Here is a 25,178-nt window from a genome sequence, read left to right as displayed (position 1 = left end):
GCTCTCACTTAGCGATGGCAGGTCCGGGAAGACGCCCGAAACCGCGTCAAACAAACGAAGTGCGGGGGACACTACACAGACTGGCCCGAGGGTCAAACGGCGCTTGGTGAAAATTCCTGATATCCAATGATGTAAACCTTTACATAGCCAGTGTAAAGGTTTACATCATGCTCAAGCGGTAGGGAGCCGCAGGGAGAAAATCGATGAATCCGGACGCTGCCGACGGGGCTCCCGTCGTTCTCGCTGCACGCCGTATCAGCAAGTCTTTCAATGGCGTACAGGTTCTGTTCAGCGTCAATTTCGAGCTTCGCGCCGGCGAGATTCATGCGCTCATGGGCGAGAACGGCGCCGGCAAGTCGACGCTGGTGAAAATCCTCTCCGGTTTCGAGCAGCCGACCTCCGGCGAGATTCTGCTGGATGGCCAGCCGGTGAAGCTGCCGCCGAACGGGCAGGCCGAAGCGCTCGGCATCGTCATCATCCATCAGGAATTCAACCTCGCCGAACATCTCACCGTCACCGAGAGCCTGTTCCTCGGCCGCGAGGTCACGCGCTTCGGCGTGCTCGACCGCAAGTTCATGCGCGCCGAGACGCGCCGCGTGCTCGACCAGCTCGGCTCCCATGTCGACGAGAATGCGCTGATCAGCTCGCTCTCCATCGCCGACAAGCAGATGGTGGAGATTGCGAAAGCCATCAGCCGCGACGCGCGCATCATCTTCATGGACGAGCCGACCGCCGTTCTCTCCCGCGAGGAGACCAATTACCTCTTCCGCCAGGTGCGCAAGCTGCGCGAAAAGGGCACGTCCTTCGTCTTCGTCTCGCACAAGCTGGACGAGGTGATGGAGCTGACCGACCGCGTCACGGTGCTGCGCGACGGACAATGGGTGAAGACCGCGCCGACGAGCATTCTCGACGGCGAATCCATCGCCCAGCTCATGGTCGGCCGCGAGCTTTCCAGCCTCTATCCCGCCAAGCAGGAGCCGAGCGTCGACGAGGAGGTCACGCTCGCCGTCGAGGGGCTTTCGACGGGCTATGTCAAGGATGCGAGCTTCGAGGTCCGCAAGGGCGAAATCCTCGGCTTTTCCGGCCTGATCGGCTCCGGCCGCTCGGAGCTGATGGAAGCCGTTGCGGGCCTTCGGGCGCGCACGGCCGGCGAGGTCAGGCTGCGCGGCGAGAGCGTGCCGGGCGGCGACGTCCATGCCGCCAACCGCGTGGGCATCGCCTATATGACCAAGGACCGCAAGCACAAGGGCCTGCTCCTCAACTCACGCATGACGGCGAACCTCACGCTGCAATCGCTGGAGAAGCACGGCAGCTACGGTTATCTCAGCCCGAAGAGCGAGGCGACCGCGCTGGAGCGCGCCCGCCGCCGCTTCGATATCCGCGTGCGTGACGGGCGCGTCGTCGCCGGCCGCATGTCGGGCGGCAACCAGCAGAAGCTGCTGCTCGCCAAGGTCATGGAGACCGAGCCCGACGTCATCATCATCGACGAGCCGACGCGTGGCATCGATGTCGGCACCAAGCAGCAGATCTACCATTTCATCTCGGCGCTCGCCCGCGACGGCAAGTCGATCGTCGTCGTCTCCTCGGAGATGCCGGAGATCATCGGCCTGTGCACGCGCGTCGCCGTCATGCGGGAAGGGCGGATCGTCGGCATTCTCGAAGGCGAGGAAATCTCCGAGCAGGAGATCATGCGCTATTCGGCCGGCCTCAAGAAAAAGACCGCGGCCTGATCGCCGCCAGAACAACGCATTACGTCGGGGACGAACATGACGGAAGACGCAGTCGAAACGAAGCCGCGGGGCCGAAGCTGGCGGGATGTGGATCTGAGGGCCGTCGCGCCCTTTGCCGCGCTCGCGCTGCTCCTCATCGTCGGCGCGCTGGTGAACCCCAACTTCATCGGGCTCAACAACCTCGCCAATGTCGCGACGCGCAGCGCCTTCATCGCGATCATCGCGGTCGGCGCGACCTTCGTCATCTCCTCGGGGGACCTCGACCTCTCGGTCGGCTCGATGGTGGCCTTCGTCGCCTCGATCATGATCCTCTTCATGAATTCGGGCGTGATCGCCGATCCCGGCATGATGCTTGCCGCCGCCGTCGTGCTGACGCTGGTCATCGGCGCGGCCTGCGGCCTTGCCAACGGCCTCATCACCACGGTCGGCAAGATCGAGCCCTTCATCGCCACGCTCGGCACTATGGGTATCTATCGCGGCCTCACCACCTGGCTGTCGCAGGGCGGCGCGATCACGCTGCGCGAGCCGGAACTGCAGGCGATGTATCGCCCGGCCTATTTCGGCTACATCCTCGGCGTGCCGGTGCCGATCGTCGTCATCCTCGTCGTCACGGCCATCGCCGCCTTCGTGCTCTATCGCACGCGCTACGGCCGCCATGTCGTGGCGGTCGGCTCGAACAGCGACGTCGCGCGCTATTCCGGCATCCCGGTCAACCGCGTGCGCACCATCGCCTTCGTCATCCAGGGCCTGTGCGTCGCCATCGCCGTGCTGCTCTACGTGCCGCGCCTCGGCTCCACCTCCGCCACCACGGGCATCCTGTGGGAATTGCAGGCCATCACCGCGGTCGTCGTCGGCGGCACGGCGCTGAAGGGCGGGGCGGGCCGTGTCTGGGGCACGATCTGCGGCGCCTTCATTCTCGAGCTGGTCGGCAACATCATGCTGCTCTCCAACTTCATCAGCGAATATCTGATCGGGGCCATCCAGGGCGCGATCATCATCATTGCGATGCTCGTCCAGCGCTCGCTGGTGCGGAAGTCGTAGGACTAGCCGGGTCAACGGGTCGCCCGGTCAGAAAAACAGACCTGCTTTTGGGAGGAAACTCATGCGCAAGAAACTTTTGGGCCTGACGGTCGCCGCCATGGCGCTCATCGCCGGCGCCGTGCACGCAGAAGACAAGAAGGTGACGATCGGCGTGTCGATCCCGGCCGCCGACCATGGCTGGACCTCCGGCGTCGTCTACCATGCCGAGCGTGTCGCCAAGCTCCTGATGGAGCGCAATCCGGGCCTCAACGTCATCGTCAAGACCTCGCCCGATCCGGCAAGCCAGGCGAATGCCGTGCAGGACCTGGAAACGCAGGGCATCGACGCACTCGTCATCCTGCCGACCGACCCGGATCCGCTCGTCAACGCCATCAAGGAAGTCAAGGGCAAGGGCACCTTCGTCGCGCTGGTCGACCGTGCGCCGAGCACCAACGACAATTCCGTGCGTGACCTCTATGTCGCCGGCAACAACTTCGCCCTCGGCCAGACGGCCGGCGAATATATCAAGACCACGACGCCGGATGCCGAAGTCGTCGTCATCCGCGGCATGGCGATCCCGATCGACCAGCAGCGCCAGGACGGCTTCGACAAGGGCATCGAAGGCTCGGGCGTCAAGATCCTCGATCGCCAGTACGGCAACTGGAACCGCGACGACGCCTTCAAGGTCATGCAGGACTACCTGACCAAGTACCAGAAGATCGACGTCGTATGGTGCCAGGACGACGACATGGCCGTCGGCGTCCTCCAGGCCATCGAGCAGGCCGGCCGCACGGACATCCAGTATGTCGTCGCCGGCGCAGGCTCGAAGGACATGATCAAGAAGGTCATGGACGGCGACAAGATGATCCCGGTCGACGTGCTCTATCCGCCGGCAATGGTCGGCACCGCGCTCGAAATGACCGTCGCCAACTTCTACGGCCAGGTCCCGGTCCGCGGCGTCTACACCATCGACGCCACGCTGGTGACGAAGGACAACGCGAAGGACTTCTACTTCCCGGATTCCCCGTTCTGATCTGACGACGAAGCGAGCCGCCCGGGTTTTCGGCCCGGGCGGTTTGTCCATGACCGCGCCACGTTCTCCTTGGTCGTGGTCGGGTCAAGCCGACCACGACGAAGGAGAGATGGTAGGATGTGGCGAACACTGCCGGATATCCGTGCCGCGTCATCCATCGCCTCACATTCCACCGACATCGATAATTCCGCATTGCCCGCCCGGCCAAAGGCCGATAGCTTTCCACGCTCTGCGGTACGTACCGCAAAAATATCATCGACTGGCCGCGACCATGGCCAGCTCCATGGGAGGAAGCCGAAAATGAAGACGATCAAGGGCCCCGGCCTGTTTCTCGCACAGTTCGCCGGCGATGCCGCGCCGTTCAATTCCTGGGACTCGATCACCAAATGGGCGGCCGATATCGGCTACAAGGGCGTGCAGGTCCCGACTTGGGATGCGCGCCTGATCGACCTGAAGAAGGCGGCGGAATCCAAGGCCTATTGCGACGAGTTCGCCGGCAAGGCGCGCGAGAACGGCGTCGAGATCACCGAGCTTTCCACCCATCTGCAGGGCCAGCTCGTCGCCGTGCATCCCGCCTATGACGAGGCCTTCGACGGCTTTGCGGCGCCGCAAGTGCGCGGCAATCCGAAGGCGCGGCAGGCCTGGGCCGTCGAGCAGGTGAAGATGGCGCTGACGGCGTCGAAGAACCTCGGTCTCAATGCGATGGCCAGCTTCTCCGGCGCGCTCGCCTGGCCCTTCGTCTATCCCTGGCCGCAGCGCCCCGCCGGCCTCGTCGAGACCGCCTTCGACGAACTGGCGAAGCGCTGGAAGCCGATCCTTGACCATGCCGAGGAGAACGGCGTCGACATCTGCTACGAGATCCATCCGGGCGAGGACCTGCACGACGGCATCACCTATGAGATGTTCCTGGAGCGTACCGGCAACCATGCCCGCGCCTGCATGCTCTACGATCCCTCGCATTATGTCCTGCAGTGCCTCGACTATCTCGACAATATCGACATCTACAAGGACCGCATCCGCATGTTCCATGTGAAGGATGCCGAGTTCAACCCGACGGGCCGGCAGGGCGTCTACGGCGGCTACCAGAGCTGGGTCAACCGCGCCGGCCGCTTCCGTTCGCTCGGCGACGGCCAGGTCGATTTCGGCGCCGTCTTCTCCAAGATGGCCGCCAACGATTTCGCCGGCTGGGCCGTGGTCGAATGGGAATGCGCGCTGAAGCATCCTGAAGACGGCGCCCGCGAAGGGGCCGAATTCGTCAAGGCACACATCATCCGCGTGACGGAAAAGGCCTTCGACGACTTCGCCGACGCCGGCACGGACCAGGCCGCCAACCGGCGCATGCTCGGGCTTTGAAGGTCGGGGATACCCCCCTCTGCCCTGCCGGGCATCTCCCCCACAAGGGGGGAGATCGGATGCGGCGGGGTGTTGCCATACCCGACATGGCACCAGTCAATCTCCCCCCTTGTGGGGGAGATGTCACGAAGTGACAGAGGGGGGTGAGCCTCCCGTAGCAACACCTAGGAGGAAACACCCAATGGCAATCGAAGGAAGCGCAAACGAAACGCGGGAGCGCCGCATCCGGCTCGGCATGGTCGGTGGCGGCTCGGGCGCGTTCATCGGCGCGGTGCACCGCATCGCCGCCCGGCTTGACGATCATTATGAGCTCGTCGCCGGCGCGCTCTCGTCCTCGCCGGAAAAGGCCGAGCAGTCGGCGCGCGAACTCGGGCTCGACCCGTCGCGCAGCTACGGCAGCTTCAAGGAGATGGCGATCCGCGAGGCCAAGCTGAAGAACGGCATCGAGGCCGTGGCGATCGTCACGCCGAACCATGTGCATTACGAGGCCGCCAGGGAATTCCTGAAGCGCGGCATCCACGTCATCTGCGACAAGCCGCTGACCTCGACGCTGGCCGACGCCCGCAAGCTGAAGAAGCTCACGGAAGAGAGCGATGCGCTCTTCGTGCTCACCCACAACTACACCGGCTATCCGATGGTCCGGCAGGCCCGCGAGATGATCCGGAACGGCGAGCTCGGCGCGATCCGCCTCGTGCAGATGGAATATCCGCAGGACTGGCTGACGGAGGATATCGAGAGCAGCGGCCAGAAACAGGCCGCCTGGCGCACCGACCCCACGAAATCCGGCGCGGGCGGCTCCACCGGCGATATCGGTACCCATGCCTACAATCTCGGCTGCTTCGTCTCCGGCCTCGAGCTGGACGAGCTTGCTGCCGATCTCGACAGCTTCGTGCCCGGCCGCCGGCTGGATGACAACGCCCATGTCATGATGCGCTTCAAGGAGAAGGACGGTGTGCGGGCGAAGGGCACGCTCTGGTGCAGCCAGGTCGCGCCCGGCCATGAGAACGGCCTCAAGGTCCGCGTCTACGGCACCAGGGGCGGCCTCGAATGGGTGCAGGCCGATCCGAACTATCTCTGGTACACGCCCTTCGGCGAGCCGAAGCGCCTCATCACCCGGGGCGGTGCAGGCTCCGGCCCGGCCGCCGCCCGCGTCAGCCGCGTGCCGTCCGGCCACCCGGAAGGCTACCTCGAAGGCTTCGCCAATATCTATTCCGAAGCCGCCCGCGCCATCCATGCCAAGCGCAGCGGCGCGAAGGTCGATCCCGCCGTCACCTATCCGACGGTCGATGACGGCCTCAAGGGCATGCTCTTCGTCGATGCCTGCGTGCAGTCGTCGAAGAAGAACGGGGCCTGGGTAAAGGTGTAAGGCGGCTCAATCGGCGAAGATGCCGCCGAGGCGGATGACCATCTTCTTGTCGAAGAGCTGTTCGCGGTCGAACATCCAGTTCAGCGCGTCCCTGGCGGTCCAGGGGCGCTTGTAGGGGCGGGTGCTCGTCAGGGCCTCGAAGACGTCGCAGACCGTGGCGAGGCGGATTTCAGGGCCGATCCTGTCGGCTTTGAGCCCGGCCGGGTAGCCGCTGCCGTCAAGCGCCTCGTGATGATACCTGCAGATGTCCAGGATCATCTCCGAGACGTTGCCCTGCTCCTTCAGCAGGCGATAGCCGATTTCCGGATGGTTGCGCACCACCCGCCGTTCCGCCGCCTCCAGCCCGCCGTTCTTGTTGAGAATGGCGTTGGGCACCATCAGCTTGCCGACATCGTGCAGCAATCCGGCGACGCCGAGCTCGCGCATCGCGTCCTCGGCATAACCGAGTGAGCGGGCAAGCCGCATCATCAGCGCGCTCACCGCCAGCGAATGCACATAGGTGCCCTTGTCCTTGCTCTTGAGGCGCGTGACCTTGAGGAAGATATCGGGCGAAGCCTCGATCCGGTCGGAAATCTCGTCCGCGACCGGGTTCAGCGCCTCCACCTGCAATTGCCCCATGCGAACCGCATCGAAGCTTCCGCGCAGCGTTTGCGTCGCCTGCGCCACGGTCTCGATCGTGCGCTGGCGCTCTTCCGCCTGCAATGTCGAGGGAGCGGCACCGTCGATATCGACAGTACTCTTCTGCGGGTTGACCAGCGCATAGGTGGCCGAGGTGGCGAGGATGGCGCGCAGCGTGTCGTCGGACTGGACGAGGAAGCGGCGGCCGGAAAATTCGGTATCGGGGCATTCCACGGATTCGATGAACATGCCCTTGCGAACGAGATGTTTCGGAATTCGCCGTACCACGCATCTGTCTCCAGCCACCCCGGCATTTTGAGTGTGAATTCCTAATCGTTGTTTAAGTGACCGCTGTTTTTCCCGCGGCCTCGCACCGGCCGCCAGGAAAAATCGCGGCACGATTTCCCCGCCCCCCAAACCTGTGCCTACAATCCCCCCATCCCGTCACGGATACACTGCAAGGCGTTGCAGCGAGGCGGGGTCGGCGCGGGGCGGAAGGGGAAGACGCAGAACCTCTCGCACCGGGCCTGCGGAAAATGGTCTCCCTCCGGCGACACGGGGGAAGCGATCGGGCATCGGACCGACCCTTTCGCTTCAGCCCCGAACGGCGCGCCGGGCGTGCCTGTGCGGCACACAAGGGGGCAGGAGATGGCGGATGCGTCGGCATCGTCCGCCGGGATGGACACCGTCCGGAAGGAGCTCCCTTCCGTCCGTCTCGCCATGGAGCGCGGGGCGGATGCAAAAACGGAAAGGCCCAAACCGGAAACCGGCGAGCAACATCCCCGTCTTCTACCTTTGCAGAGGGACCGAAGTCGCGGGCACAAACCGCTGAACGGGGCGCTGAAAGGTGCCACACTAAACTATCAAAGATGAGGCAGCTTCCAGCGCCCCGTCCGATGGCAGAAACATCCACCCGGCGTTTCGGCGTGCGGGCCGTTCGGCATGCTTCGCGATTGACTTTTCATGAAATGGCGATACTGCAACGTTACAGGTGCCGCTCGCGCGGCAAAAATCCTCCCGGCACAGAGAAGACCGATGATCGATCCCAAGACCCTTGCCGACCGCTTTCCCGGCGATTTCCTCTTCGGCGTGGCGACCGCCGCCTTCCAGATCGAGGGCGCGGCGAAGATGGACGGCCGCAAGCCGTCGATCTGGGATGCCTTCTCCAACATGCCGGGCCGCGTCTTCGGCCGGCATAACGGCGATGTCGCCTGCGATCACTACAACCGGCTGGAGGAAGACCTCGATCTCATCAAGTCGCTCGGCGTCGAGGCCTATCGTTTCTCCATCGCCTGGCCGCGCATCGTGCCGGAGGGCACCGGCCCGGTGAACGAGAAGGGGCTCGATTTCTACGACCGCCTCGTCGACGGCCTGAAGGCGCGCGGCATGAAGGCCTATGCCACGCTCTACCATTGGGACCTGCCGCTGATGCTGGCGGGAGAGGGCGGCTGGACCGCGCGGCAGACCGCCTATGCCTTCCAGCGCTACGCCAGGACCGTCATCGCCCGCCTCGGCGACCGGCTGGATGCGGTGGCGACCTTCAACGAGCCCTGGTGCTCCGTCTGGCTCAGCCACCTCTACGGCATCCACGCGCCCGGCGAGGGCAACATGGATGCGGCGCTGCACGCCCTGCATTTCACCAATCTCGCCCATGGCCTCGGCGTCTCGGCCATCCGCGCCGAGCGGCCGGACCTGCCCGTCGGCCTCGTGCTGAACGCCCATTCGATCTATCCGGGCAGCGACAGCCCGGCGGACAAGGCGGCCGCCGACCGCGCCTTCGATTTCCACAACGGCGTCTTCTTCGGCCCGGTCTTCAAGGGCGAATATCCGGAAAGCTTCCTCTCCGCCCTCGGCCACCGCATGCCCGCCATCGAGCCCGGCGACATGGAAACGATCGCCCAGCCGCTCGACTGGTGGGGCCTCAACTACTACACGCCCATGCGCATTGCCGACGATCCGGCTGAAGCCGCGGAATTCCCGGCGACCGTGCCGGCCCCGCCGGTGGCGGATATCAAGACGGATATCGGCTGGGAGGTCTACGCGCCCGCCCTCGGCGATCTCGTGCGCAAGCTCAATGCCGACTACACGCTGCCCGACTGCTACATCACGGAAAACGGCGCCTGCTACAATATGGGCGTGGAGAACGGCACGGTGGATGACCAGCCCCGCCTCGACTACATCGCCGACCATCTCGGCGTCACGGCGGACCTCATCAACGAGGGCTACCCGATGCGCGGCTATTTCGCCTGGAGCCTCATGGACAATTTCGAATGGGCGGAAGGTTACCGCATGCGCTTCGGCATCGTGCATGTCGATTACGAGACGCAGGTGCGCACGGTGAAGAAGAGCGGCCACTGGTATGGCGCGCTGGCGGGGCAGTTCCCGAAGGGCAACCACCGCGCGGGCTGAGAGTGGGCACCTGCCCCTCATCCGCCTGCCGGCACCTTCTCCCCGCAGGCAGGGAGAAGGGATTTGGAGCGCTGCCGCATCCTATCTCTATCGGTCCAGTTTTTGGGAAAACGGCGCGGCATTCCCCTTCTCCCCGCTTGCGGGGAGAAGGTCGCGGCAGCGGGATGAGGGGCGGCTTTCCGCCCCTACTTCCCGAGGTGCCGCTCGCCGCGCTTCTTCGCGAGGTCCATCTGCTTCTGCCGCTGGCGGAAGCGCATGCGGTCTTCCTCGCTGCGCTCGCTGTAGCAATGCGGACAGGAGACGCCGGCCTCATAGAGCGGGGAGGTGATTTCCTCCGCCGTCAGCGGATGGCGGCAGGCGCGGCAGAGCTTGTGCTCGCCTTCCTCCAGGCCATGCAGAACGGAGACGCGCTCGTCGAAGACGAAGCACGCGCCCTCCCACAGGCTTTCCTCCGGCGGCACTTCCTCCAGATATTTCAGGATGCCGCCCTTGAGGTGGTAGACCTCGTCGAAGCCCTCGGCCTTCATGAAGGCGGTCGCCTTCTCGCAGCGGATGCCGCCGGTGCAGTACATGGCGATCTTCGGCTTGTTGTGCAGGCCGGTATTCTCGCGCACCCAGTCCGGAAACTCGCGGAAGGTCTTCGTGTTCGGATCGACCGCGCCCTTGAAGATGCCGATGGCCGTCTCGTAGTCGTTGCGCGTGTCGATGACGATCGTGTCGGGATCGGAGATCAGCGCGTTCCAGTCCTTTGGCGCGACATAGGTGCCGACGGAGCGGTTGGGGTCGATATCCTCGACGCCCATCGTTACGATCTCCTTCTTCAGCCGCACCTTCATGCGCAGGAAGGGCATCTCGCCGGCGCGGCTTTCCTTGTGCTCCAGCCCGGAAAATTCCGGCTGGGCGCGCAGGAAGGAAAGCACGGCCTGGACGCCGGCATCCGGCCCGGCGATGGTGCCGTTGATGCCCTCATGGGCGAGCAGCAGCGTGCCGCGCACGCCGTTTTCCTCGCAGAGCGCCTGCAGGGGACCGCGCAGTTCGGCAAAGCGCGGAACCGAGACGAAATGATAGAGCGCGGCGACGAGGAAGCCGTCGTTTCCAGCGGGCGAAGGGATCGTGTTTGTCATGGCCGCCACATACAGCTTTGGCGCATTTCAGGCAATGCGGCGAGGTGTAACGGATCAGGCGAGCTGGCGAAGGCTCGCGCCATTGCTGATGCCGAGCGCCATCGACTGGTTGGAATAGCGGCTTTCGCCGGTCACTTCCCGGCCCACCCAGTTGGGCAGTTCCGGCTCGTCGTGGATCGAGGAGAGCTCGACCTCGGCGATCACCAGGCCGCGATGGGCGCCGTCATAGACGTCGACCTCCCAGACATGGCCTTCATGAGGCACCTTGTAGCGCACCTTCTCGATGACCTTGCCGACGGCATGGCGCAGCATGTCCTCGGCCTCGTCGCGATCGATGTCGAATTCGTATTCGTCGCGCACCAGCGCGGCATGGCCGACTTTCAGCGTGATGCGCGCCCGTCCGTCGCCATAGAGGCGAACCCGCAGCGACCGGTCGTCCTGCGCGACGATATAGGCCTGCCTTATGGCGATGCCCTCGTTCGCGGCACTGCGCCATCGTTGCCCCGATACCAGGAACTTCCGCTCGATCTCTTTTGCCATAGGCATGCTTTCGCTGTTGGAGATGGGCTTGGGCGAGGCAAACACTACACGATAAGTGTGTCATGACAAGGCCATGAATCATGCTTTAGGCTCGACACGACGTCGCGGACGCGGTATGCCGCTCTCAATTCAATCGTTTTAAAAGGTGGTGCCATGCGCGAGAAAAACGCCAAGCTCCTTTCCGTCCTGAAGCTGCAGCCGGTGGTGCCGGTGCTGGTCGTCGACGACGTCAAGACGGCGGTTCCGCTCGCGCGGGCGCTGGTCGCCGGCGGGCTGAAGGCCATCGAGATCACCCTTCGCACGACGGCCGCACTGGAGGCGATCCGCGCGGTCGCCAACGAGGTCGAGGGCGCCGTCGCCGGTGCCGGCACGATCCTCAATGCCGCGCAGTACGAGGCGGCGGTCGAGGCGGGCTCGCAGTTCATCGTCAGCCCCGGCACGACGCAGGAGCTGATCGATGCGGCGGCGGATTCCGAAATCCCGCTGCTGCCGGGCGCGGCCACCGCCAGCGAGGTCATGGGCCTTCGCGAGGAGGGCTATCAGGTCATGAAGTTCTTCCCGGCCGAGCAGGCGGGCGGAGCGGCCTATCTCAAGTCGCTGTCCTCGCCGCTCGCCGGCACGCTGTTCTGCCCGACGGGCGGCATCTCGCTTTCCAATGCGCGCGATTATCTCTCGCTGCCGAATGTCGTGTGCGTCGGCGGCTCGTGGGTCGCGCCGAAGGATCTCGTCGCCAAGGGCGACTGGGCGAGCATCGAGAAGCTTGCCGCCGAAGCCGCCGCCCTCAAGGGCTGAAGGCAGGATCGACGGAATTGCGGACGGGCGGCCATCGGCCGCCCGTCATGCATTTGTAATTTGAAAGGGGCACTCCTATCTTGCCTTGCAGCCGGCTTCTTGCCGCGACAGGAGAAACGGAGACGCCCATGTTCGACCCCAAGACGTTGCTCGACCAGTTCCTCGGCTCGCAGGTGCCGGGCGCGGGCGGAACCGTGCGCGACCGCGCCGGCCAGGTCACCCAACTCGCCAAGGACAATCCGCTCGCCACCATCGCCATTGCCGGCGTGCTGCTCGGCACGGATGGCGGGCGCAAGGTCGCGGGCTCGGCGTTGAAGCTCGGCAGCCTCGCCGCCATCGCCGGCCTCGGCTACCAGGCCTACAAGAATTATCGCGACGGACAGAACCCGGCGGAGACCGCGCAGGCCGGTACGCCGGAGCTCCTGCCGCCGCCGGCCGATTCCGGCTTCCATCCCGAGGCGGTCGGCACCGATTTCGCCCTCGTCCTCGTGCGCGCCATGATCGCCGCCTCGCGCGCCGACGGCCATATCGACGATGCCGAGCGCGCCCGCATCATGGACAAGCTGAAGGTCTCCGGGCTCGGCGCCGACGCCGCCCGGTTCCTCGAGGACGAGCTTGCCAATCCGGTCGATCTCGACGCGATCGTCGCGGCCGCGACGACCGAGGAGCAGCGCGTCGAGCTCTATACCGCCTCTCGCCTCGCCATCGAGCCGAAGACGCGCGCCGAGCGCGGTTATCTCGATCTTCTCGCCGGGCGCCTCGGCCTTGCCGATGCGCTGGTCGACCATATCGAGGCGACGGTTTCGGCCGCGACCGTCTGACATTTACGGGGAGCGGCCGAACGCCGCTCCCTGCTTTGCCGATTGCTTCGGCCCGCCGGCTGTTCTATCCCTTCGGCAGGACCGAAGGAGGATTTTCATGCGCGATCTCAAGGACTGGAAAGGTTGCCCGCCGCCGGCGCCGGTGACGCTCGAAGGGCGCACTGTGCGCATCGAGCCCTATGATCGCGCCAGGCACCTCCAGCCGCTCTGGGATGCCTTCGGCGGCATGGCGATCAACCCGCTGCTGCGCTACTTCACGCAGGCCGACTTCTCGGGCATCGAGGGTTTCGACACGTGGTCGGAAGGCGCGATCAAGTCCGGCTGGGTGCGCGAGGTCATCGTCGACAAGGCGAGCGGCAAGCCAGTCGGCATGGCGCATTACATGCGGCCCGACCCGGCCAATGGCGTGGTCGAGATCGGCGGCATCGCCCATGGCGGGGGCATGTCGCGCTCGCCGCTCTCCACCGAGGCGCAGTATCTCCTCGCCAGGCATGTCTTCGAGGATCTCGGCTATCGCCGCTACGAGTGGAAGTGCCATAACGACAACGCGGCCAGCAAGCGCACCGCCGCCCGTCTCGGCTTCACCTTCGAAGGCGTCTTCCGCCAGCACATGCTCTCCAAGGGCGAGAACCGCGATACTGCCTGGTTCTCGATCATCGACAGTGAATGGCCGGTCGTCGCCAAGGCCTTCGATGCCTGGCTCCTGCCGGAGAACTTCGATGCCGAGGGACGGCAGAAGCGCAGGCTGGAGGATATCCGCGCCGAGATCGCCAAGGCGGACGCGGCGTGAGCGGCGAGGCCAAGGGAAAGTCGGCGGCGCTTGCGGCGCTGTTCATCCTGCTCGGAACGGGCGTGGTGTTCTACTTCCTGCCGCGCATGATGGTCGCGCTCGGCAATGTCTCGCCGTGGCTGGCGGGCGCCTTCGGCGCGCTGCTGGTGCTCGGCTTCTTCCTGCTCTTCTGGCTCAGGGCGCGCTACCAGCGCAAGCGCGGCAACTAGAACGTCTGTTTCAACGCAATTCCGGACGCAAAACCGCTTCGCACTTTTGCTGGAATTGCTTTAGCCCTGCAGCGAGGCTCCGAGCAGGAGCAGCCCCATGATCATCACGAGCGCCGCCCCGGCGATCTCGATGGCGGTGCCGACGCGCAGCGCCGCCGAGCCGTTGCCGGCGAAGCGCACGGCCGCGCCCTTGGCGGTGACGGCGAGCGTAGCGAGGGTCGAGACCGTGATGGCCGTGCCGATCGACATGGCGAGCACGGCGAGCACGCCGCCGAGATAGAGGCCGTTCAGAAGCGCGAAGCTCAGCACGATGAGCGCGCCGGAGCAGGGGCGCAGTCCCACGGCGACGATGGCCGACCACGCCTCGCGCAGCGCGAAGCGATCGCCTTTCAGCAGCGACGGGTCCGGCGCATGGGCGTGGCCGCAGGTCGAGCAAACCTCGCCCGCATGATGGTGATGATGCGCATGGCCGCGCACCTCGACCGCCTGCACGCCGAGCCTGGAGACGCGGGGGGCGGGGCGGAGCTTGCGGAAGAGAAGCCATGCGCCGAAGAGGGCGATGAGGGCGTAGCTGCCGGTTTCCAGCGCCCGCGTCGCGTCCGTCATCGAGACCGTGGTGCCGCGCAGGAAGAGATAGGCGGCGCCCACCAGCAGGATGGCGACGACGCCCTGCAGGATGGAGGAGAGGAAGGAAAGAGCGACACCGCGCTTCAGCTCCACCTCGTTTGCCAGCATGTAGGAGGAGATGACCGCCTTGCCGTGGCCGGGGCCGGCGGCATGGAAGACGCCGTAGGCGAAGGAAAGTGTCACGAGCGTCGAGGCCGCCCAGGGGTTCTGGCGCATGTCCTTCAGCGCGCCGGTCATCAGCCGGTAGAAGCCCTGCTGCTGCGCGTTGATCCAGGCAAAGAGGCCGCCGAAGGCGCCGGTCGTGTTGAAGCCGGGCTCCGCCGAGCCGATGCCGAGCGGCGACTGGGCGTGGGCGAGGGTTGCCGTCGCCGCGACGGCAAGAGCCAGCGTGACAAGCGAAAGGGCACGGCCGCGACTCAGCATGTGACCTCCAGCCGGGTGGCGAAGAGTTTCGACATGTCGGTGCCGGTCGGGTCGTTGAAGAAGGCGTCGGTCAGGCTGCTCTGGTTCTGCGAGAGCACTTCGTCGGGATCCGGCCGCACCACCTGATGCTTGCAGGCATCGAGCTTGTCGCCGACGGTCACGAGATCGCTGTCGGAGGCGAAGTCCATCGAGGCATACATGGTGGGATCGTAGACGCCGAAGGTGAGCTTGCCCTTGAGCGGCATGACCTCGCCGGGCTTGACCGTGAAGAACATCAGGAGCTGGCCGTCCTTGAAGTCGACATTGATCACGTCCGGCTTGGCGACCTTCAGCGTCCTGCCGTCCTCGGTGATCGTCGTGTAGTAGTTGAACTCCTCCAGCGATTCGAGCACCGTCTTGCCGACCTCGGCCAGTTCGTCCGGATCGAGCTGGCCGTTGCTGTTCTTGTCGAAATCCATGACGACGCTGGCCGAGAACATCTCGTCGAAGCGCCAGACATTGCGCAGCTCGCTGATCGTCCCCCCTTCATCCGCGACCACCTCCAGCCGGGCTTCGGCGAAGATGTGCGGATGCGCCAGCGCGGCGACGGGGGCAAGAAGGGCCGTGCCGGCGACGAGAAGAGGAAGGAATCGCATGGGTTTTCAAACCTCCCGGGCGGCGTGAATCGGCCGGATGAATGGAACGGAAATGGGTCGGAATTGGGACCTTGCTATGCTTCCACGCCCGGATTGCGGCGGAACCAGGCGTGCAGGAAATCGACGAATGTGCGCACCTTGGCCGGCAGGTAGCGCCGGTGCGGATAGATCGCATAGATGCCGCGGTCCGTCGGAAGATAATCCTCCAGGATCGAGACGATGCGGCCCGAATCGAGGCAGGGGCGGGCGATGAAGGCCGGCACCTGCGCGACGCCGAGGCCGCTTGCCGCCGCGCGCACGGCCGCCGTCGGGCTGTTCACTTCGATATGGCCGGCGACCGGAACGGAAAAGCTTGCGCCCTTGTCGTCGATGAAGCGCCAGTTGCTGTGCGACCTGCCGTTGGTGTCGATGATGCAGGGCAGGCGGGCGAGATCGCTCGGATGGTTGATCGGGCCGGCATGTTCGAGGAATTCCTCGGTCACGCAGATCTTCAGGTAGAAATCGCCGAGCTTGCGGGCGATGAGGGCGGAGTCCTCCAGCCGCGTGATGCGGATCGCCACGTCGAAGCCTTCCTCGACGAGATCGACGAAGCGGTCGTCCGAAACGATCTCCAGCGAGAGCTCGGGATGCTCGCGGCCGAAATCGATCAGCGACTGGCCGATATCGGCATCGACGAAGGTGCGGGGGGCGGAGACCTTCAGCTTGCCGCGCAGGTCCGTGTTCTTCTCGCGCACGAGATCGGCGAGGTTGTCGATCTCCTTCAGGATGTCGGAGGCGGTGCGGTAATAGGTATGGCCCGCCTCGGTCATCGAGAACTGGCGGGTCGTGCGGTTGAGCAGGAGCGTTCCCAGCTCGTCCTCCAGTTCGCGCACATATTTCGACAGCAGCGCCTTGGACCGGCCGGTCTTGCGCGAGGCGGCGGAAAAGCCTTCGGCGTCGACGACGTCGATAAAGGCCCGGATTCGGGTCAGTGTATCCATGTATCCCCACTTGGCTGCCCGCGCCCATCCCGGCGGGATGCGAGGTCGGCGAGCCTCCGGCCGAAATGCGGTGGCCGGCATGTTATAAACGATCTTCAAAAACCAGTCCGGCGAATGTCGTGGCTGTCACAATATTTTCAATAGCAGCCTGCAAAAAACCTCTTGATTACGACAGCGATTCTTCTTATCTCCGCGCTTGCCCAAAGTCGCACGTGCCTGTGGGTGTCCGCCGACCCTCGATTTGGTGAGGATCATCGGTAAGGTACCTGGACCTAACCGCTCCAGTCGCTATTCCGGCCAACCGGGAAATGCGAGGACATCTTGAAGCAACGACGGTGCGGGCCTTTCTGGTGTCTGCCGGCTTTCCATCAGCCGGGGTTACTGAAGAGGCACACCTTCATTGCCGGAAGTGCGGTCGGGTTTCCCACCAATCCATGGCAGACAAAGCCGAATTGAAGCCTAGGCGGGCTTCGGTTCACCGTTCGCGCATTTGCGCATGCTTGGTTCCGGGGTCTCCACCGGCTGGTTCCAGAGCGTTGCCGCATCTGCCCTTTGTCCTCTGGGGTTTCCCCGGAGCAACCTGGATATGGGGAATACCGAGATGGCTTCTGCACGTATTATCGACTTCCTGAACACCCGACGTCCCGACGGCCCGTGCCTCGTGGTCGACCTCGATGTCGTGCGCGACAACTTCAAGGCCTTCCGCCATGCGCTGCCCGACAGCGCGATCTACTATGCCGTGAAGGCCAACCCGGCGCCGGAAATCCTGCGCCTCCTCGCCTCCATGGGCTCCAACTTCGATTGCGCGTCCGTCGCCGAGATCGAAATGGCGCTCGATGCCGGCGCGACCGCTTCGCGCATCTCCTTCGGCAACACGATCAAGAAGGAACGCGACGTCGCTAAGGCCCATGCGCTCGGCGTCTCGCTCTTCGCTGTCGACAGCCATGAGGAAGTCGAGAAGATTTCGCGCGCCGCCCCCGGCGCGCGTGTCTTCTGCCGCGTCCTGACCGATGGCGAAGGCGCCGAATGGCCGCTGTCGCGCAAGTTCGGCTGCGTGCCGCAGATGGCCGTCGACGTGCTCGTCTATGCGCACCAGCTGGGCCTCACGTCCTACGGCGTCTCGTTCCATGTCGGCTCGCAGATGACGAAGCTCGACGCCTGGGATTCGGCCCTTGCCGATGCCAAGCGCGTCTTCGTGCAGCTTGCCAAGCAGGGCATCGAGCTGAAGATGGTCAATATGGGCGGCGGCTTCCCGACGAAGTACCTGCGCGACGTTCCGTCCGCCGAAGCCTATGGCCAGGCGATCTTCGGTGCGCTGAAGAAGCACTTCGGCAACCAGATCCCGGAAACCATCATCGAGCCGGGCCGCGGCATGGTCGGCAATGCGGGCGTGATCAAGGCGGAAGTCGTCCTCGTCTCGAAGAAGTCGGACAACGACAACCACCGCTGGGTCTTCCTCGACATCGGCAAGTTCGGCGGCCTCGCCGAAACCATGGACGAGGCGATCCGCTACCCGATCCGCACCGAGCGCGACGCGGACGAGATGGAGCCCTGCGTGCTCGCCGGCCCGACCTGCGATTCGGCCGACGTGATGTACGAGAAGAACATGTATCCGCTGCCGATCACCCTTTCGATCGGCGACGAGGTTCTGATCGAGGGCACCGGCGCCTATACGACGACCTATTCGGCCGTCGCCTTCAACGGCTTCGAGCCGCTCAAGGCCTACGTCATCTGACGACCGGGCGCTCCCGTCCCTGCGGGAGCGCCAGCTTCACAATTCATTCCGGATACCGTTTGAATCGGTTTTGAGTTCGGGAGGCCAAGATGGCCACTGTTCTTGATTCTGTCCGCGCGTTCTTCGCGCATGCTGCCTTCACCATCGACCGGGAAAATGCCGGCGACGTCGTCGCGCGCGAGCGTCTGCTCGACCGCGTCATGGGCGAGGCCCGCTTCCGCAAATCCTCGGAAAAGCTGCGCCGGGGCCGCTTGCCGGCCGAGGGCCTCGCCCTCGTCGCGCGCGATGCGGACGGCCATGTCATCGGGACGGTGCGCCTGTGGGATGTCGAGGCGGGTGTCGATGCCGACGGCAATGCCGTGCCGGCCTTGCTGCTCGGCCCGCTCGCCGTCGATTGCGCGCATGAGGGCAAGGGCATCGGCGGTGCGCTGATGCGCGCGGCGATTACCGAGGCGCGCGACCGCGGGCACGGCGCGGTGCTGCTGGTCGGCGATCCGGAATATTACGAGCGCTTCGGTTTCTTCGCCGACAGGGCGCAGCATCTCGTCATGCCCGGCCCCTTCGAGCGCCGCCGCTTCCTGGCGCTGGAGCTGAAGGACGGCTGGCTGGCCGGCGCGGCCGGCATGCTCGTCGCGAGCGGCCGGCGCCTTTCGGCGCCGTTGCGCAAGGCGGCTTGACCCCGCGCAATTTGACTTTTCCGGCTTGCTGCGTTATCGGGACGGCAGGGTGAGAGCCCCTGCCGTCCGCGAGTGCAAGCTTTGGTGAAGTCTCTCTCAGAAACGATCGGTCTTCCAGCATCAGGCATGCGAACCGGCGGCAATGCGGACTCCCTCCGAAACGACGCATGCACCGACTGGAGAGACGACATGCGTCCATCATCGACGCCACTACCATCCCTCGACGCCCTGAAGGACCAGGCGAAGCGGCTGCGCGCGCGCTTTTCCGCCGAGGGGCAGGACATTTCCCATTCCCGCGCACTGGAGCTGATCGCCGCGCAATACGGCTTTCGCGACTGGAACACGCTGCACGCCGCCGTCGGCAACCGGCCGCCCTTCGATCCGTGGATGCTGGGCTCGCGCGTGCGGGGCCACTATCTCGGCCAGCCGTTCGATGCGGAGGTTCTCGGCATTCAGGCGATCACCAGCCAGCCGGGCCGTTACCGAATGACGCTGCATTTCGACGAGCCGGTGGATGTGGTGACCTTCGAAAGCTTCTCGGCCTTCCGCCAGCGCGTGAGCTGCACCATCGACGAGACGGGGCGGACCATCGAGAAGACCTCGAACGGCCGGCCGCATCTCGAACTCGAATGGTGAGCCTCAGAACGAGCCCGAGAGCCGCATCGCGAGGCCGTCGACCTTGAAGTTGGCGGCCTTGTCCGTTTCGCGGCGGACGAGGTGGCTGTATTCCAGCGCCACGGCCGCGCCCTTCGCCAGCGTATAGGTGAGGGTCGCGGTCGTCGCGGTCGTGTGGGTGCGGTAGTCGTAATAGAGCCAGTCGCTATAGGCGTGTTCGAAGGCAAGGCCGAGCTTGAGCTTTTCCGTCAGCGCCGTTTCCAGCGAGAGGCCGACCGTGCGCACGTCCTCGCCGAGCGGGTCGTCGATATCGGCGAGCTGGATGTCGCGCGCGAGCTTCGCCTTGAAGACGGTGTCGCGCGGGAGCTGGACGGCAAGTTCCGCCTTCAGGAAGGGGCGGCTGCGCTCGACCGTCCTGCCGAGTTCCGGGCTGCCGATGCGCAGGACGCCGGCCTCCGCCATCAGCGTGACGGCCTCGGCGAAGGTGCGGCCATAGGCCAGCGAGCCGCGCAGCACATGGGCGGGATAGCGATTGAGCCGTTCCTGCTGGCCGGCGGGAATGCGGTTCGTGCGATATTGCAGCGTCGCGCCGATCTCGCCGCCGAGGAGCGGCCGGATATGGCCGGCGGTGAGGTCGAAGAGCCGGTTGTCGGCCTCGAGCTGCGTGCGGGGCAGGCCGATCAGCGTGAAATCCACCTTGCCCCGGTCGAGGCTGGAAAGGGCGGCGGTGAAATGGCTCTTGCCGCCGCCATGCTCGGCGGTGATGCCGGCGCTCGCGGCGCCGGCGATATCGACCTTGCTGTAGCCGATCAGGAGGCCGGGCAGGGCGAGGAAGAGATCGCCGTCCCGCCGGTGCTCGATACCGGCCTTGAGGGTGAGCTTCACGCCCTCGCCGAGCTCGCGCATATAGCCGATCTCGACGCCTGCCCGCCGCTCGTCGGCGAAATGGTAGCGTGCGATGCGCCGGACGCTCGCTGTCAGGCCATAGGCGAGCTGCGCGTCCTCCAGCGAAAGGCTGCCGCGAAAGGCGAGCTTCGCCTCGCCGAAAGGAGAGGAAAGCAGTGTCGGATCCTTGAAAACATTCGAGGTGCGCCCGCCGCCGATACTGTAATCGACGGTTGAATCGGCAATTGCCGGGTTGCAGAAAGCGACGATCAGTGCCGCACAAAGCAAGCCATGAAGAGAACGCATCGGTTTCTGCCCCTGTCCGTTTCTGGAACGGAATCCTAGGGTTGCATGGTTAAAAATTCTTCCAATGGTTGAAATTCAACCGTGTAATGCAATTTTATATACTATAAATTGTATGAAGTCAGGAATTGTTAAACTTGTCGACGTTATGGTTAACTCTTTGCCATGATTGGCAAATCGGGTTGAGTAAAGCGGTGCTTATATTACTCTCGATTGTGCATCAATGAGGTGCACAACCAAAGGAGAGAGATCATGAACAAGACCCGCATCATCGCCATCGCAACCGTCATCGCTCTTGCCGGCGCGAGCCAGGCTTCCGCCGGCGGCCTGCTCGGCCTCGGCATCCTCAGCGGCAACAACACCAAGGCGGGCGGCATCGTCATCGCCCCCAGCGTCGGTGTCGGCAATATCCTCAGCGACAACGACAACAACAAGGTGCTGAACGGCGTGCTCAACAACAGCCTCAACGGCACGCTGTCGGGCATCCTGAACGGCAATGCCCTCGGCATCCTCGGCGGCGGCAGCGACTGCGGCTGCAAGTCCCGTAAACACTGACCGCACCTCCCCCCGCCCTGTCCCTGCGGCCAGTGGGCCCGGGAGAGCTCCGCTCTCCCGGGTTTTTGATTGTCGGGGAGGGAGATCAGTCGATCCGCTGGTCCATCGTCACGGCCGGCATCTCGCCGGCGCCGTGGGTGCGCACGACCTTTGCCGGAACGCCGGCGACGGTGCTGTAGGGAGGAACGGCCTCGAGCACGACGCTGCCGGCCGCCACCTTGCTATAGGCGCCGACCTCGATATTGCCGAGGACCTTCGCGCCGGCGCCGATGAGGACGCCGCGGCGGATCTTCGGATGGCGGTCACCCTTGGCGCGGCCGGAGCCGCCGAGCGTGACGTGCTGCAGCATGGAGACGTCGTCCTCGACGACCGCCGTTTCGCCGATCACGATGCCGAGGCCATGGTCGAGCATGATGCCGCGGCCGATCCGCGCGCCGGGATGGATATCCAGCCCGAAGACGAGGGAGGCCTGCGAGGAAAGCCAGCGCGCCGCCTCGATCCTGCCGTCCCGCCACAGGCGGTGGGAGAAGCGGTGGACCTGCAGGGCCTGAAAACCCTTGAAATTGAGAAGGGCGACGAGCGGATCGGGGCTTGCCGGGTCGCGCGAGACGACCGCCGCGATGTCGGCTTCCGTCTCGCCGAGAAGCGTTTCGTCCCCGACGGAGGAGAGGATCTGTGCGGCGAGCGCCCGGTCGCCGGGGGAATGGGAAAGGCGCGCGGCGAGCGCGCCGATCAGCATCTGCCGGCCGGTCGAGGCCCTGAGTACCGGCATCATGAATTCGGTAAGATAGGGCTGCTCCAGCGCGCGGCGTTCGGCGGCCGCGTGGACCTCGGCCCAGACGGGGCTTTCCGGCCAGCTCTTGGCCGGAAACGCGTGGAGGCTCGCCTCGGGCATGGCTCTTCCTGTTCCTATCCCGCGAGGTCGATGACGCCGCAATCGCCGGCTTCGCTGGCGAAGGCGAGAAGCTTGCCGTTGCGGCTCCAGGCCATGGAGGTGACGGCGCCCTTGCCGGGCCGGCGCAGCAGCACCTCGCGGCTGTCGGCGAAGCGGGCCGCCAGCACCATGCCGTCGGAATAGCCGATGGCGACGACATCCTCGCCCGGATGACAGGCGACGGCGGTCACCATGACATCGGCGCGGGTGCCGAGTTCGAGCGGCGGCTTGCCCATCGGGCCGTCCTTGGCCGAGAAGGGCCAGACGATGGCGGCCGGTGCACCCGACGAGGCGAGCCACTTGCCCTTGGCGGACCAGGAAAGCGACTTCACCTTGGCCGGATAGCCGGTCATGCGCATGTGGCGGGTCTCGGCGCCGGGCTTGGCATCGAGCTTCCAGCCGTGCAGGGCGTTTTCCTGCATGCTGGTGACGACGAAGCGGCCGTCCGGCGAGAAGGTGATGCCGGTATGGGCGCCCTTCCATTCCAGATCGACCGGCGGGGCGGCCATGGCGACCCAGTGCAGCGACGCGCCGTTGTAGCGGGCGACGCCGATGCGCAGGCCCTTCGGCGCGAAGGCGATGCCTTCGACCGAGCGGGCCTCGGTGAATTCCTTGATCGTGCCGTCGGCAAGGCGAACGCGCGCGGTGCGGCCTTCCGCGAAGCCGACCGCGCCCTGCGGGCCGGCGGCGACGACGGAAATCCACTTGCGCGGCACTTCGGCCAGAAGCGTCGCGCTGCCGTCGGCGGCGATGCGCAGCACCTTGCCGTCCTCGCCGCCGGTGATCAGCGTGTCGTTCGCCTCGTCGCGCACGCAGGCGAGCAGGCCGTCATGGGCCTCGGTGACCTTCTCGCCCTGGTCGAGGCGGTGGATGGCGCCGGAGGCGGTGGCGAAGAACGGCACGTCGCCAAGGAAGGCGGCCGCGATGACGTGGCCGTCGAGATCGAGAGGCGCGACTGTCGGCATTATCGGGTCTTTTCCTTCACGCTTTCCGGCATCATGCTTTCTGCGCCTCGCAGGCCTTGAACGTGCGCTCGATCTTCTCGCGGTCGAGATCGCGGCCGATGAAGACGAGGCGGCTTTCGCGCGTCTCGCCGTCCTTCCAGGCGCGCTGGTGGTCGCCCTCGACGATCATGTGCACGCCCTGCACGACATAGCGCTCGTCGTCGCCGGCAAAGGCGATGATGCCCTTGAGGCGCAGGATGTTCGGACCGTCGGTCTGGGTGATCTTCTGGATCCAGGGGAAGAAGCGCTCGGGGTTCATCTCGCCGCCGCGCAGCGAGATCGACTGCACCGTCACGTCATGGATCGGCGAGACGCCGTGGTCGTGGTGATGGTGGTCATGATCGTGGTCGTGATCATGGTGATGATGGTCATGGCCGCAATCGGGACCGCAGACATGGTCCGGGTGATCGTGGTCGAGGAAATGCGGATCGTTTTCCAGCGCCCGTTCCAGGTTGAAGGCGCCCTGGTCGAGAACCTTGGTGAGGTCGATTTCCGAGCGGGTCGTGCGGTGGATGCGGGCGGACGGGTTGATGGCGCGCACCGTGGCCTCGACCCGGGCGAGCTCTTCCGGGCTCACGAGGTCGGTCTTGTTGACGAGCACGACGTCGGCGAAGGCGATCTGGTCCTCGGCCTCGCGGCTGTCCTTCAGGCGCAGCGGCAGGTGCTTGGCGTCGACGAGGGCGACCACGGCGTCGAGCTCGGTCTTCTGGCGCACATCGTCGTCCATGAAGAAGGTCTGGGCGACCGGGACCGGATCGGCGAGGCCGGTGGTCTCGACGATGATGGCGTCGAAGCGGCCGGGGCGGCGCATCAGGCCTTCCACCACGCGGATCAGGTCGCCGCGCACGGTGCAGCAGATGCAGCCGTTGTTCATCTCGTAGATTTCCTCGTCCGACTCGACGATCAGGTCGTTGTCGATGCCGATCTCGCCGAACTCGTTGACGATGACGGCGTATTTCTTGCCGTGGTTGTCGGTGAGGATGCGGTTCAGCAGCGTCGTCTTGCCGGCGCCGAGATAGCCGGTGAGCACGGTGACGGGAATGGGCTTGGGAAGGGCTGTTTCGGTCATGGGAACCTCGAAGGATGATCGGACGCCAGGGTCCGTCGCTGGCACTGATATAGGAGATCGAAGGGGCCAGCGCAAATCCCCGCGCGGCATGATCCGACGTTAACGGAGCGACCCGGCATCGAAGGCCGCGACGTCCTCCAGAAGCGCGACGAGGCCGCGCACGGCATGGGCGAGCAGCACCTCGCCCTTTTCCGCCGTCGCGGCACTGGCATCGCCCGCGACGCCCTTCGGGTTGAGGTCGGACATCTTCCAGCCGAAGGCATGCGGGCCATAGGCGCGCAGATGCGCAAAGCGCGCGGCGAACTCGGCCTGCCGCGAGCCGAAGCGCTCGGCCTTTTCCATGCGGACAAGCTCGGGGTGGAGGGCGAGCATGACGGAGGTCTCTATATCGCCGCCGTGGATGTCGATGGCCTTGTCCTCCGGCGATATCCAGTCTTCCGGCTGGCCAAAGCGGGTCCAGGCGGTGGCGACGACCAGCATGTTGAGCCGGATGCGTGCCTCGGTCGCGACGATGGTCATCAGGGGCGAGTTGCCGCCATGGGCATTGAGCAGCACGAGCTTGCGGATGCCGAAGCGGTGCAGGTCCTCCGCGATGCGCAGCCAGCGCTCGATCGCCTCGCCATAGCCGAGCGAGCGGGTGCCCGGCACGTCGAGATGCTCCGGCGAATAGCCGACGGGTTCGGCCGGCAGGATGGTGACGGGAAGGTGCGGCGGCAGCACGGCCATCAGCCGGGCGGCGACGCCCTCGGCGATCAGCGTGTCGGTTTCCAGCGGCAGGTGGGGGCCGTGGCCCTCATGGGCGCCGAGCGGAAGGACCGCGATCCAGTCTTCGCGGTCTTCCGGCGTGAGCATGGGGTCGTTCTCGATCCACCGCATCTTGGGATGCGCCATGGCGTCTCTCCGATCCTTACTTGCCGCCAGCCTTGGTCCT

The 25,178-nt window shown here is 65.2% G+C and carries 25 protein-coding genes; 14 read left to right on the top strand and 11 right to left on the bottom strand.

Annotated elements, in window-relative coordinates:
* The first annotated feature begins 203 nt into the window (after positions 1-203).
* From ShzoTeo12_RS12495 to ShzoTeo12_RS12475, 5 genes are all read left to right on the top strand, one after another.
* Entirely contained in the window at positions 204-1,730 is a 1,527-nt protein-coding gene (locus tag ShzoTeo12_RS12495; RefSeq protein ID WP_119256603.1) for a sugar ABC transporter ATP-binding protein, read from the top strand.
* Between the two features lie 36 nt (positions 1,731-1,766).
* Positions 1,767-2,771 (top strand): ABC transporter permease, encoded by a 1,005-nt coding sequence (locus tag ShzoTeo12_RS12490; RefSeq protein WP_318909908.1) that lies wholly within the window; start codon positions 1,767-1,769, stop codon positions 2,769-2,771.
* A gap of 61 nt (positions 2,772-2,832) precedes the next feature.
* The gene (locus tag ShzoTeo12_RS12485) at positions 2,833-3,783 is read left to right on the top strand and encodes a substrate-binding domain-containing protein (protein WP_119256605.1); all 951 of its coding nucleotides are present in this window, start codon (positions 2,833-2,835) and stop codon (positions 3,781-3,783) included.
* Between the two features lie 300 nt (positions 3,784-4,083).
* On the top strand, positions 4,084-5,136 hold the full coding sequence (locus tag ShzoTeo12_RS12480) for a sugar phosphate isomerase/epimerase family protein (RefSeq protein WP_119256606.1): 1,053 nt from the start codon (positions 4,084-4,086) through the stop codon (positions 5,134-5,136).
* A 181-nt stretch (positions 5,137-5,317) separates the two neighbouring features.
* Positions 5,318-6,502 (top strand): Gfo/Idh/MocA family oxidoreductase, encoded by a 1,185-nt coding sequence (locus tag ShzoTeo12_RS12475; RefSeq protein ID WP_318909907.1) that lies wholly within the window; start codon positions 5,318-5,320, stop codon positions 6,500-6,502.
* Positions 6,503-6,508: 6 nt separating this feature from the next.
* Here the strand turns inward: ShzoTeo12_RS12475 and ShzoTeo12_RS12470 are convergent, their stop codons facing one another.
* Positions 6,509-7,408 (bottom strand): HD-GYP domain-containing protein, encoded by a 900-nt coding sequence (locus ShzoTeo12_RS12470; RefSeq protein WP_318909906.1) that lies wholly within the window; start codon positions 7,406-7,408, stop codon positions 6,509-6,511.
* 747 nt (positions 7,409-8,155) lie between these two features.
* On the opposite strand from ShzoTeo12_RS12470, the gene ShzoTeo12_RS12465 reads away from it, so the two are divergent.
* Positions 8,156-9,529: a GH1 family beta-glucosidase gene (locus ShzoTeo12_RS12465; protein WP_318909905.1), complete on the top strand. Its 1,374-nt coding sequence runs from the start codon at positions 8,156-8,158 to the stop codon at positions 9,527-9,529.
* 185 nt (positions 9,530-9,714) lie between these two features.
* Here ShzoTeo12_RS12465 and ShzoTeo12_RS12460 read toward each other — a convergent pair whose 3' ends face one another.
* Together ShzoTeo12_RS12460 and ShzoTeo12_RS12455 are read right to left on the bottom strand one after the other, a co-directional pair.
* Positions 9,715-10,653 (bottom strand): rhodanese-related sulfurtransferase, encoded by a 939-nt coding sequence (locus tag ShzoTeo12_RS12460; RefSeq protein ID WP_318909904.1) that lies wholly within the window; start codon positions 10,651-10,653, stop codon positions 9,715-9,717.
* Between the two features lie 54 nt (positions 10,654-10,707).
* Complete coding sequence (locus ShzoTeo12_RS12455) at positions 10,708-11,193, bottom strand: CYTH domain-containing protein (RefSeq protein ID WP_318909903.1); 486 nt, start codon at positions 11,191-11,193, stop codon at positions 10,708-10,710.
* A 153-nt stretch (positions 11,194-11,346) separates the two neighbouring features.
* Here ShzoTeo12_RS12455 and ShzoTeo12_RS12450 point away from each other — a divergent pair, with 153 nt between their 5' ends.
* The 4 genes from ShzoTeo12_RS12450 (at position 11,347) to ShzoTeo12_RS12435 (ending at position 13,805) form a co-directional block, all read left to right on the top strand.
* Positions 11,347-11,985 (top strand): 2-dehydro-3-deoxy-phosphogluconate aldolase, encoded by a 639-nt coding sequence (locus tag ShzoTeo12_RS12450; protein ID WP_318909902.1) that lies wholly within the window; start codon positions 11,347-11,349, stop codon positions 11,983-11,985.
* A 128-nt stretch (positions 11,986-12,113) separates the two neighbouring features.
* Positions 12,114-12,806 carry a tellurite resistance TerB family protein gene (locus ShzoTeo12_RS12445; RefSeq protein WP_318909901.1) on the top strand — a complete coding sequence of 231 codons (693 nt, stop codon included), beginning with the start codon at positions 12,114-12,116 and terminating at the stop codon, positions 12,804-12,806.
* A 97-nt stretch (positions 12,807-12,903) separates the two neighbouring features.
* Positions 12,904-13,596, top strand: a complete 693-nt coding sequence (locus ShzoTeo12_RS12440; RefSeq protein WP_318909900.1) for a GNAT family protein — start codon at positions 12,904-12,906, stop codon at positions 13,594-13,596.
* Positions 13,593-13,805 carry a hypothetical protein gene (locus ShzoTeo12_RS12435; protein ID WP_313193188.1) on the top strand — a complete coding sequence of 71 codons (213 nt, stop codon included), beginning with the start codon at positions 13,593-13,595 and terminating at the stop codon, positions 13,803-13,805. Before ShzoTeo12_RS12440 ends, ShzoTeo12_RS12435 begins: the two co-directional genes overlap by 4 nt.
* Before the next feature lie 60 nt (positions 13,806-13,865).
* Here the strand turns inward: ShzoTeo12_RS12435 and ShzoTeo12_RS12430 are convergent, their stop codons facing one another.
* The 3 genes from ShzoTeo12_RS12430 to ShzoTeo12_RS12420 form a co-directional block, all read right to left on the bottom strand.
* On the bottom strand, positions 13,866-14,855 hold the full coding sequence (locus ShzoTeo12_RS12430; RefSeq protein WP_318909899.1) for a nickel/cobalt transporter: 990 nt from the start codon (positions 14,853-14,855) through the stop codon (positions 13,866-13,868).
* A complete protein-coding gene (locus tag ShzoTeo12_RS12425; protein ID WP_119256617.1) occupies positions 14,849-15,490 on the bottom strand; it encodes a DUF1007 family protein in 642 nt (213 codons plus the stop codon). The genes ShzoTeo12_RS12430 and ShzoTeo12_RS12425 overlap by 7 nt, the downstream gene beginning before the upstream one ends.
* A 74-nt stretch (positions 15,491-15,564) precedes the next feature.
* Entirely contained in the window at positions 15,565-16,470 is a 906-nt protein-coding gene (locus ShzoTeo12_RS12420) for a LysR family transcriptional regulator (protein WP_119256618.1), read from the bottom strand.
* 601 nt (positions 16,471-17,071) lie between these two features.
* On the opposite strand from ShzoTeo12_RS12420, the gene odc2 reads away from it, so the two are divergent.
* From odc2 to ShzoTeo12_RS12405, 3 genes are all read left to right on the top strand, one after another.
* Complete coding sequence (gene odc2, locus ShzoTeo12_RS12415; RefSeq protein WP_119256619.1) at positions 17,072-18,205, top strand: ornithine/lysine decarboxylase; 1,134 nt, start codon at positions 17,072-17,074, stop codon at positions 18,203-18,205.
* Between the two features lie 89 nt (positions 18,206-18,294).
* On the top strand, positions 18,295-18,882 hold the full coding sequence (locus ShzoTeo12_RS12410) for an N-acetyltransferase (RefSeq protein WP_318909898.1): 588 nt from the start codon (positions 18,295-18,297) through the stop codon (positions 18,880-18,882).
* 189 nt (positions 18,883-19,071) lie between these two features.
* Positions 19,072-19,518, top strand: a complete 447-nt coding sequence (locus ShzoTeo12_RS12405) for a glyoxalase superfamily protein (RefSeq protein ID WP_119256621.1) — start codon at positions 19,072-19,074, stop codon at positions 19,516-19,518.
* A gap of 3 nt (positions 19,519-19,521) precedes the next feature.
* On the opposite strand, the gene ShzoTeo12_RS12400 is transcribed toward ShzoTeo12_RS12405, so the two are convergent.
* Positions 19,522-20,688 carry a hypothetical protein gene (locus ShzoTeo12_RS12400; protein WP_318909897.1) on the bottom strand — a complete coding sequence of 389 codons (1,167 nt, stop codon included), beginning with the start codon at positions 20,686-20,688 and terminating at the stop codon, positions 19,522-19,524.
* A 249-nt stretch (positions 20,689-20,937) separates the two neighbouring features.
* Between ShzoTeo12_RS12400 and ShzoTeo12_RS12395 the strand changes: the two genes are divergently transcribed.
* Positions 20,938-21,240 (top strand): hypothetical protein, encoded by a 303-nt coding sequence (locus ShzoTeo12_RS12395; protein WP_318909896.1) that lies wholly within the window; start codon positions 20,938-20,940, stop codon positions 21,238-21,240.
* Between the two features lie 85 nt (positions 21,241-21,325).
* On the opposite strand, the gene cysE is transcribed toward ShzoTeo12_RS12395, so the two are convergent.
* The 4 genes from cysE to ShzoTeo12_RS12375 form a co-directional block, all read right to left on the bottom strand.
* Positions 21,326-22,135: a serine O-acetyltransferase gene (gene cysE, locus ShzoTeo12_RS12390; RefSeq protein WP_318909895.1), complete on the bottom strand. Its 810-nt coding sequence runs from the start codon at positions 22,133-22,135 to the stop codon at positions 21,326-21,328.
* A gap of 14 nt (positions 22,136-22,149) precedes the next feature.
* Positions 22,150-23,139 (bottom strand): WD40 repeat domain-containing protein, encoded by a 990-nt coding sequence (locus ShzoTeo12_RS12385; RefSeq protein WP_318909894.1) that lies wholly within the window; start codon positions 23,137-23,139, stop codon positions 22,150-22,152.
* 31 nt (positions 23,140-23,170) lie between these two features.
* Positions 23,171-24,247: a GTP-binding protein gene (locus ShzoTeo12_RS12380; RefSeq protein WP_318909893.1), complete on the bottom strand. Its 1,077-nt coding sequence runs from the start codon at positions 24,245-24,247 to the stop codon at positions 23,171-23,173.
* 99 nt (positions 24,248-24,346) lie between these two features.
* Entirely contained in the window at positions 24,347-25,138 is a 792-nt protein-coding gene (locus tag ShzoTeo12_RS12375) for a creatininase family protein (protein ID WP_318909892.1), read from the bottom strand.
* Between the last annotated feature and the right edge of the window lie 40 nt (positions 25,139-25,178).

Source organism: Shinella zoogloeoides (assembly GCF_033705735.1).
GTDB lineage: Bacteria > Pseudomonadota > Alphaproteobacteria > Rhizobiales > Rhizobiaceae > Shinella > Shinella zoogloeoides_A.
The sequence above is the reverse complement of the archived record's forward strand: the minus strand, read 5'-3'. Positions and strand labels throughout refer to the sequence as shown.